The organism is Aquabacterium sp. G14 (genome assembly GCF_037482285.1).
Lineage (GTDB): Bacteria > Pseudomonadota > Gammaproteobacteria > Burkholderiales > Burkholderiaceae_C > Aquabacterium.
Map to the genome: position 1 here is coordinate 86,515 of NZ_JBBEYB010000012.1, position 7,584 is coordinate 94,098.

10 protein-coding genes are annotated in these 7,584 nt (G+C 64.9%); 4 read left to right on the top strand and 6 right to left on the bottom strand.

Annotated elements, in window-relative coordinates:
• The first annotated feature begins 4 nt into the window (after nt 1–4).
• Nucleotides 5–919, top strand: a complete 915-nt coding sequence (locus WIT60_RS13095; protein WP_339584344.1) for a sensor histidine kinase — start codon at nt 5–7, stop codon at nt 917–919.
• On the opposite strand, the gene tfpB is transcribed toward WIT60_RS13095, so the two are convergent.
• Nucleotides 904–2,706 carry a type IV pilus assembly ATPase TfpB gene (gene tfpB, locus WIT60_RS13100; RefSeq protein WP_339584345.1) on the bottom strand — a complete coding sequence of 601 codons (1,803 nt, stop codon included), beginning with the start codon at nt 2,704–2,706 and terminating at the stop codon, nt 904–906. The genes WIT60_RS13095 and tfpB overlap by 16 nt on opposite strands.
• Nucleotides 2,703–3,467 carry a spermine/spermidine synthase domain-containing protein gene (locus WIT60_RS13105; protein WP_339584346.1) on the bottom strand — a complete coding sequence of 255 codons (765 nt, stop codon included), beginning with the start codon at nt 3,465–3,467 and terminating at the stop codon, nt 2,703–2,705. The genes tfpB and WIT60_RS13105 overlap by 4 nt, the downstream gene beginning before the upstream one ends.
• Nucleotides 3,468–3,494: 27 nt before the next feature.
• On the opposite strand from WIT60_RS13105, the gene WIT60_RS13110 reads away from it, so the two are divergent.
• The 3 genes from WIT60_RS13110 to WIT60_RS13120 are packed head-to-tail and all read left to right on the top strand — an operon-like array spanning nt 3,495 to nt 5,132.
• Nucleotides 3,495–4,064, top strand: coding sequence for a DNA-deoxyinosine glycosylase (locus WIT60_RS13110; protein WP_339584347.1), 570 nt, complete (start codon nt 3,495–3,497; stop codon nt 4,062–4,064).
• Nucleotides 4,065–4,083: 19 nt separating this feature from the next.
• Nucleotides 4,084–4,761: a phosphatase PAP2 family protein gene (locus tag WIT60_RS13115; RefSeq protein ID WP_339584348.1), complete on the top strand. Its 678-nt coding sequence runs from the start codon at nt 4,084–4,086 to the stop codon at nt 4,759–4,761.
• A complete protein-coding gene (locus WIT60_RS13120; protein ID WP_339584349.1) occupies nt 4,758–5,132 on the top strand; it encodes a diacylglycerol kinase in 375 nt (124 codons plus the stop codon). Before WIT60_RS13115 ends, WIT60_RS13120 begins: the two co-directional genes overlap by 4 nt.
• A gap of 4 nt (nt 5,133–5,136) precedes the next feature.
• Here the strand turns inward: WIT60_RS13120 and WIT60_RS13125 are convergent, their stop codons facing one another.
• Genes WIT60_RS13125 through WIT60_RS13140 form a run of 4 tightly spaced genes read right to left on the bottom strand, consistent with a single transcriptional unit; the run spans nt 5,137 to nt 7,498 of the window.
• On the bottom strand, nt 5,137–5,586 hold the full coding sequence (locus WIT60_RS13125) for a DUF1810 domain-containing protein (protein WP_339584350.1): 450 nt from the start codon (nt 5,584–5,586) through the stop codon (nt 5,137–5,139).
• A 2-nt stretch (nt 5,587–5,588) separates the two neighbouring features.
• Nucleotides 5,589–6,224 (bottom strand): FMN-binding negative transcriptional regulator, encoded by a 636-nt coding sequence (locus WIT60_RS13130; protein WP_339584351.1) that lies wholly within the window; start codon nt 6,222–6,224, stop codon nt 5,589–5,591.
• A gap of 7 nt (nt 6,225–6,231) precedes the next feature.
• Nucleotides 6,232–6,561, bottom strand: a complete 330-nt coding sequence (locus WIT60_RS13135; protein ID WP_339584352.1) for a hypothetical protein — start codon at nt 6,559–6,561, stop codon at nt 6,232–6,234.
• On the bottom strand, nt 6,542–7,498 hold the full coding sequence (locus WIT60_RS13140; RefSeq protein WP_103826989.1) for an IS1595 family transposase: 957 nt from the start codon (nt 7,496–7,498) through the stop codon (nt 6,542–6,544). Before WIT60_RS13140 ends, WIT60_RS13135 begins: the two co-directional genes overlap by 20 nt.
• Between the last annotated feature and the right edge of the window lie 86 nt (nt 7,499–7,584).

Below are 7,584 nucleotides of genomic sequence, written 5' to 3' on the forward strand. Positions count from 1 at the left end.
CCCCATGCCCGCCCGCCCTCTCCCTCCTTTGGTCATTCGCCGTGTGAACTGGCACCGCCCGGTGTGGGTGGCGCGTGTGCTGGCCGAAACCCTGCTGTTCATGGCGTGGGTGCTGCTGGCGGCCATCTTGCTGCGCCTGGGGCCTGCGATTCACGCCGCCGCGGTGCCCTCGCTGTGGGCCCTGGGCTTGGCCATGGGCAGCGCGCTGGCCGGACACCTGTGGTCCAGGCGCCTGCTGTGGCCCCCTGAGGCCGTGCACGCCAGCCCGCTCAGCGACACACAACGGCAAGCCGACGCCCAACGCCTGAGTGATGCCGTGGAACAGGGCCGAGGCGAAGAGCGCCTGCGCATTGCCCAAGACCTGCACGATGACATCGGCGCGCGCCTGCTGACCCTGATGTACCAGGCGCCCACCCCGGAAATGGGCGACTACATTCGCCACACCCTGCAAGACCTCAAAACGTTGACGCGCGGGCTGGCGGCGCCCTCACACCGGCTCAGCGATGCGGCGGCAGAGTGGAAGCGCGATCTGAGTCACCGGCTGGAGTTGGCGCACTGCGCGCTGACCTGGGAAATGCAGGCTGACCAGGACGTGGACCTGAGCATGGTGCAGTGGTCAGCCCTGACACGCATCCTGCGGGAACTGGTGAGCAATGCGATTTGCCACGCCCGAGCCGAGCACGTGACGGTCACGCTGATCCTGGCCGAGAACATGCTGACCCTGCGGGTGAGCGACGACGGCCAAGGCCAGGCGCCGCAGCAATGGGCGCATGGACTGGGCCTGAGCGGTGTGCGCAAGCGGGTGAAGCAGCTCAACGGCGAGGTGCGCTGGTTTGAGCGTGACCCCGTGGGCATTTGCGCCGAGGTGTGGGTGCCACATTTCGTGGGACTGCCCCCAGCCGGTCAACGCTCCCACTGAGGGGTGTTGCGCAGCACTTCTTCGACCGTGGTCAGGCCTTCGGTCACCTTCATGATGCCCGACAGGCGCAACGGACGCAGGCCTTCCTTGGCCGCCGTCTTGCGCAGCTGGGCCATGTCCACCTGCGGATGCAGGCTGTCGCGCACGGCTTCGGACACGGGCAGCAGTTCGTACAGGCCCACACGGCCCTTGAAGCCGGTCATGCGGCAGTCCAGGCAACCCACGGGCTTGTAGGGGCGGAACTGGCCGTTGAGGCGCCAGGGCTTGATCGACTCGGACAGCGTTTCGCCCGACACCGGCTCGTCGGCCTGTTTGCACGCGGGGCAAAGGGTGCGCACCAGACGCTGCGCCAGCACGCCGATGACGGTGGCGCTGATGAGGTAAGGCGGCACGCCCAGGTCAGTCAGGCGGGTGATGGCCGAGGCGGCGTCGTTGGTGTGCAAGGTCGAGAACACCAGGTGGCCGGTGAGCGCCGCCTGGATGGCCATCTCGGCGGTTTCCAGGTCGCGGATTTCGCCCACCATGATGATGTCCGGGTCCTGACGCATCAGCGCGCGCAGGCCGTCGGCAAAGTTCAGGTCGATGGCGGGCTGCACCTGGGTCTGGTTGAACGAGGGCTCGATCATTTCGATCGGGTCTTCGATGGTGCAGACGTTGACCTCGTCGGTGGCCAGGCGCTTGAGCGTGGAGTACAGCGTGGTGGTCTTGCCCGAACCCGTGGGGCCGGTGACGAGGATGATGCCGTGGGGCTGGGCGAGCAGTTGCTCCCACACCTGCTTCTCTGACGGGGCAAAGCCCAGGGCCTCGAATGACTTGACGGTGTTGTCGGGATCGAAGATCCGCATCACCAGCTTTTCGCCAAAGGCGGTGGGCATGGTGGACAGGCGCATTTCGACTTCATCGCCACCGGGGTTGCGGGTCTTGATGCGGCCGTCGAGCGGGCGGCGCTTTTCGACCACGTCCATGCGCCCCAGCAGCTTGATGCGCGCCACCATGGCCTGCATGACCGACAGCGGCACCTGGTAGACGGTGTGCAGCACGCCGTCGATGCGGAAGCGGATGGCGCCCATTTCGCGCCGGGGCTCCAGGTGAATATCTGAGGCGCGCTGGTCAAAGGCGTATTGCCACAGCCAGTCGACCACCTGGATGATGCCCTGGTCGTTGGCGTCGAGTTGGCGGTTGGCGCGGCCCAGTTCCACCAGTTGCTCGAAGTTGTGCGCCACGCCGTCGCCAGTCTTCTTCTTGGCGTCCTTGACGGAGCGGGCCAGGGTGTAGAACTCGGTGCGGTAGCGCTGCAGGTCCAGCGGGTTGGCCACGGCCAGCTGGATGGTCTTGCGAGTGTGGGCGAGGATCTCTTCCACCCAGGCCACGTCCAGCGGCTCGCTGGTCGCAATGGTGATCTCGGTGGGGCCGACGAACACCGGCAAGGCCTTGCGGCGCTCGGCGTAGGTGATGGACATGACCTCGGCCACGCGGGCGACGTCCACCTTGAGCGGGTCGATGCGCAGGTAGGGCAACTTCACGCGCTGCGCCAGCCATTCGGTCAGGGGCTCCAGCTCCAGCGCGGTGCCGGTGTCGGCGCGTTTCAAGCCCAGGCTGGCCAGGCGCACCAGGGGGTGTTGGGCGCTGGTGCCGGCGGCAAAGCGCTGCATCACGGTGTCCACATCCTGCGGGGTGAGGATGCCGTCTTCGGCCAGCCAGTTCAGCAGCAGGCGCCACTCCAGCGGCCCGCGGTGGACGGTGGGGTGAGATCCCTTCGATGCGGTGGCCTTGGCAGACGGTCTCATGGTGCGACGGTGGGTTGGAAAGGCGCCAACAGCTTGACCCATTTCTTGGCGGGCAGCGACCAGCGGGTGTGTAAAGTTTCGGCGCGCTCGGTGAGCACGTCGCGCTCGGGCAGGTCAAAGCCCTTCCAGGCCAGCACGATGGTGTTGCCGTCAGTGGTGGGTTTGAGCTTGGCCACGCGGTTGGCGCCAAAGGCCGCGCTGATGCGGGCGGCGCTGCGCTCGAAGCTGGCGTCGCGGCCGAACAGGTTGACGCTCATCACGCCGCCGTCGTCCAGGCAACGCCAGCAGGCGCGGTAGAAGTCTTCGTCGTCCAGCACGGGGCTGGCGGCTTCGTGGTCGTACAGGTCCACGCACAGGGCGTCGTAAGCGGCGACGTGGTCGTCGCTGGCCACAAAACGGGCGGCGTCGGCCTGGATCACGGTGAGGCGGTCGTCGTCTTCAGGCAGGTGGAACCAGCTGCGGCACACGCCGATGACCTGCGGGTTGATCTCGACTGCCGTGGTGGGCAGGCGCAGCACGCTGTGGCAGTACTTGGTGATGGCGGCGGCGCCCAGGCCCAGTTGCAGGCAGCGGGTGCCGGGCAGTTGGTCGGGGTCGCGCAGCAGCAGCCAGGCCATCATGCGCTGGATGTATTCGAGCTCCAGCTTCTGGGGCTGGCGGATGCGCATGGCACCTTGGATCCAGGGCGTGCCCAGGTGCAGGTAGCGCACGCCGCGCTCTTCGGAAATCGTGGCTTCGGCCAGAGTCGGTTTTTTCTTCACGGCAACGAGTGTGGCACAGTCACAGCCATGGTTAGAGCCCCCCGTTCGCCTGCTGCCCCGCCCTCGCCTGCCGCACCGGCAGCGGGTTTGCCGCGGCTGCAAGGGCTGGCGCCGGTGGTGGGGCCGGGCGCCAGGCTGCTGGTGCTGGGGAGCTTTCCGGGTGTGGCCTCATTGCAGGCGCAGCAGTACTACGCGCACCCGCGCAACCAGTTCTGGCCGATTTTGTCGGCGCTGTGGGGGCTGGAAGGCGCGCAGGCGCTGCACGCCCTGCCCTATGCCGACCGACTGCCCGTGGTCAAAGCCCGCGGGCTGGCCATTTGGGATGTGTACGCGGGCTGCGTGCGCGAAGGCAGCCTGGACAGCGCGATTGAACACAGTGAGCTCAATGACCTGGCAGGCCTGATCCAACAGGTGCCCACGCTGCGCGCCATTGCGCACAATGGGGGCGAATCGGCGCGGCACATGCGGGCGACGCAGGCGCTAGGCTTGCCGGTGTTCAAGCTGCCGTCCACCAGCCCGGCGAATGCCTCGTGGTCGTTCGACCGCAAGCTGGCGGCTTGGCGCGAGGTGTTTGCGCAAGCCGGCCTGCTGGACTGACATTCAGACATTGAACATGGTGATTCAACGCAATTTCGAACTCCGCCTGCTGTGGCCCATTGTGCTGCTGGGGCTGTGCCTGTGGGGCTTTCTGACCCTGGCGGGCGAGATGATGGAAGGCGACCTGCACGCCGTGGACGACTGGCTGCTGAGCTGGTTCCGCACCGGCGGTGTGGACGGCGCGCCCTGGGGCCCGCGCTGGCTGCCCGATGTGATGCGCGACATCACCGCGCTGGGCAGCCCCACCGTGCTGATCATGACCGTGAGCGCAGTGTGCGGCTACTTGATGATGGCCCGACAGTGGCACATGGCCTGGCTGGCAGCGGGCGCGTCGCTGCTGGGCTGGGGCGTGAGCATTGCGCTCAAGCACCTGTTTGCACGGGCGCGGCCCGATGCGCTGTTTCACGGCACGCTGGCCGATGGCTACAGCTTTCCGAGTGGGCACGCGATGATGTCGGCGGTGGTGTTTTTGACGCTGGCGACGCTGGTGGCCCGGCTGGCCCCACGTACCCGGCTGCGCGTGTACGCCATTGGCGTGGCCGCGGGTGTGAGTGGCCTGGTGGGCTTGTCGCGGGTGTACCTTGGGGTGCACTGGGCTTCGGACGTGGCGGCGGGCTGGGCGGCTGGTGCCGCCTGGGCTGTGCTGGTGTGGATGGTGGCGAGCCGCCTGCACCTGGGCCAGGGGCGCAGCCAATGAAGGGCCACCCTTTCAGAGCACGGCTGGGCTATGCGATGGCCGGGCTGCGTGCGGCCTGGCGCATGGAAAAAAGCCTGCGGACCCATGCGGTGGCCACGGTGCTGATGGTGTTGCTGCTGGTGCTGACGCGGGCGCCCGCGATGTGGTGGGCCGTGATGGCCCTGACCATTGGTGCCGTGGTGGCCAGCGAGCTGCTCAACACCGCGCTGGAGGCGCTGGCTGACCACCTGCACCCGCACAAGCACCCTGCCATTGGGCTGAGCAAGGATGTGGCCGCCGGCGCCGTGCTGGTGAGCAGTGTGGCCGCGCTGGTGGTGGGCGTGGCGTTTGGGGTGGACCAGGTGTGGCCGTGGGTGCGGTCGATGCTGTGACCCATCAGGCGCCGTGCGGCGGCTGGGCCAACAGCTTGAGCGTGAGCGCACAGCGCTGAGATGAAAAGAACTGCTGCAAGGCCTCGTTGAAGCAGGCCACCTGCGGGGCCGCCAAGGCAAACAGCGTCAAGCACGACTGAAACTTGCGTGCGTCGATACTGCCCAGCACATCTTCAGCGGACGATGCCTGGTGTTGCAGCATGGCTTGCACCACCTCCACCAGGCGCGGCCCCAGCACCGGGTGCGCCATGTAAGCCTGGGCCTCGGCCATGCCCGAGATGCCGAACTTGTGCGCCATCTGGCTGAAGCCCAGCCCCCGGAGCTGGGGCAAGATGAACCACACCCAGTGAGACTGCTTGCAGCCGTTGCGCACTTCGCCCAGCGCGACCGGATAGGTGTGCTCTTGCGCCGTGACGAAGCGGTCCAGGTCAAAGGGGTCGGCAGTCATCGTCATGCTCACAAACCAGAGCGCGCCTGCACCAGTGATGCCATCTGGGCTTGCGCGTCAGCGCCTTCCGACAACAAGCCCTGAACGACGGACTGCTGGTTCTGCTTGGGCTGGTTCTGACTGACTTTCCACTTGCCTTGCATGCGGTGCACGCGCAGCTCGATGCCGACAATGTTGGCCAGCAGCTTGTCGGTGTAATCAGCGGGAGCATCGGCCACGCGCCAGGGGTGAGGCTGAGTGGCCTCGTGCTGGCCGGTCAGTTGGGTAACGAGCTGCCGCACCTGCTCAGGGTCATGGATGGCGTGGAGAGTGCAATGGGCGTGCACCACGGCGTAGTTCCACGTGGGGACGACCTTGCCGGCATCGTGCTTGGTGGCGTACCAGTTGGGAGAGATGTAGGTGGACGGGCCCTGAAAAACCACCAGCAACTCTTGGTCAGGCGACAATTGCCACAGGGTGTTGTGCCTGGCGACATGGCCCAGCAACTTGCCCGCACCATCCGGCGTGGCTTGGAACAACAGCGGCACATGGTCGGCAGTCAAACCATCGGCATCTTGGCGAACGATGGTGGCCAAGGAGAACTGCGCGATGAGGCGGTGCAACTCGGCCGGACGGTCTTCTTGAAAGTGGGCGGGGCAGTACATGGGCAACTCACTTATTTTTTGCGTTGATCGCAGCAACCAAGGCTTTGGCCAACTCATGATTACCACTCTCGACCGCCTTTACCAACTCATTCTTGAGAACTCTTTTGCTCTCATCATCTACCTCTTGAAGGGCCTGCCGGGTCATCTCTCGAATTGTCTCGTCCATTACCTTGTTGCGAATCGACCGCTTCTCAACTTGACCCTTCATTTCGCCAAATTTATATTCCGCCTCCTTACGAGCCTTCCTCACCCACTCGACCCCTATTTTCGCCCACTCAATCAATATAAATGACACAACCACAAAAAATAAAACCTGATTAGAAACGTGCCTCAGCATGCGACCTGACCGTCTTTTCCTTGATGGGCTTTGCTCTCACGACGTCGACGATGAGACTTGCGACCAGACCACGCAGATCGAAGCGGCGGTTGAACCTGTAGGCGAAGCCAGCAAGGTAGTGCTCGGCGTACTTGCGGTAGTTCAGGGCATGGAAGGCTCCGGCCAACGTGGTCTTGAGATTGCCCAGCACGGTGTTGACCCACTTGAAGCTGGGCAGGTCGCGCGGCTTGAGGGAGCCGACCACCATCGGGAGGTGAAGGCAACCGGCATCGGCCACCGCACTGAAGCAGGCCAAACCATCGCTGTGCACGCTGGTGCCCGGTGCCAGATTGGACTTGGCCCACTTGCTGATCGCTTCAGAGGTGAACCCTCTGACCACATTGAGCTTGATGAACATCGGATGCCCGTGATCATTGACCGAGACAGCCGCGACAAAGGGGACCTTGTTCTCGGAGCCCCGACCGACTTTGCCGCCTGTGCGCTCGCCTCCGAGGTAAGCGTCATCGAGTTGCACCGTGCCGCTGAGTTGGTGGGTGGCGTCTTGCGAGGCCATGGCCCGGTTGATCTTCTGATGCAACAGCCAGGCAGTGGGATAGCTCACGCCAAGCTGACGCTTGAGCGCCAGGGCAGACAGGCCGGTTTTGGCCTGACTGATGAGGTAGATGGCCAAGAACCAGGTCGTCAGGGGCAGTTTGGTGTGTGCCATGAGACTGCCTGCGGTCAGGGAGGTCTGATGCCGACAGCCATTGCACTGGAAGAGCTTACGGACACCGTGGCCGACCACATAGTGATCACTGCTGGAGCAGCGCGGACAGCGAAATCCCTCAGGCCAGCGCGCGGCCTTGATCGCTTCGGCGCACTGTGCCTCGGTGCCAAAGCTACGAAGGAATTCCGGAATCGACATGCCGTGCTGGAACTGAATCTGGTTGAAGGCCATGGTGCTCACCCCACTGTAAGAAGACCACAGATTAGTGAGTCACAAGCTCATGGGGTGAGCCTCGCTGAGGCAGGTTTCTAATCAGG

Bases quoted from the DNA above. Each gene is read 5' to 3' on its own strand.
- WIT60_RS13120 (WP_339584349.1), top strand. From the start codon at position 4,758: ATGAAGGGCCACCCTTTCAGAGCACGGCTGGGCTATGCGATGGCCGGG.
- WIT60_RS13110 (WP_339584347.1), top strand. From the start codon at position 3,495: ATGGTTAGAGCCCCCCGTTCGCCTGCTGCCCCGCCCTCGCCTGCCGCA.
- WIT60_RS13125 (WP_339584350.1), bottom strand. From the start codon at position 5,586: ATGACGATGACTGCCGACCCCTTTGACCTGGACCGCTTCGTCACGGCG.
- tfpB (WP_339584345.1), bottom strand. From the start codon at position 2,706: ATGAGACCGTCTGCCAAGGCCACCGCATCGAAGGGATCTCACCCCACC.
- WIT60_RS13095 (WP_339584344.1), top strand. From the start codon at position 5: ATGCCCGCCCGCCCTCTCCCTCCTTTGGTCATTCGCCGTGTGAACTGG.
- WIT60_RS13130 (WP_339584351.1), bottom strand. From the start codon at position 6,224: ATGTACTGCCCCGCCCACTTTCAAGAAGACCGTCCGGCCGAGTTGCAC.
- WIT60_RS13135 (WP_339584352.1), bottom strand. From the start codon at position 6,561: ATGCTGAGGCACGTTTCTAATCAGGTTTTATTTTTTGTGGTTGTGTCA.
- WIT60_RS13140 (WP_103826989.1), bottom strand. From the start codon at position 7,498: ATGGCCTTCAACCAGATTCAGTTCCAGCACGGCATGTCGATTCCGGAA.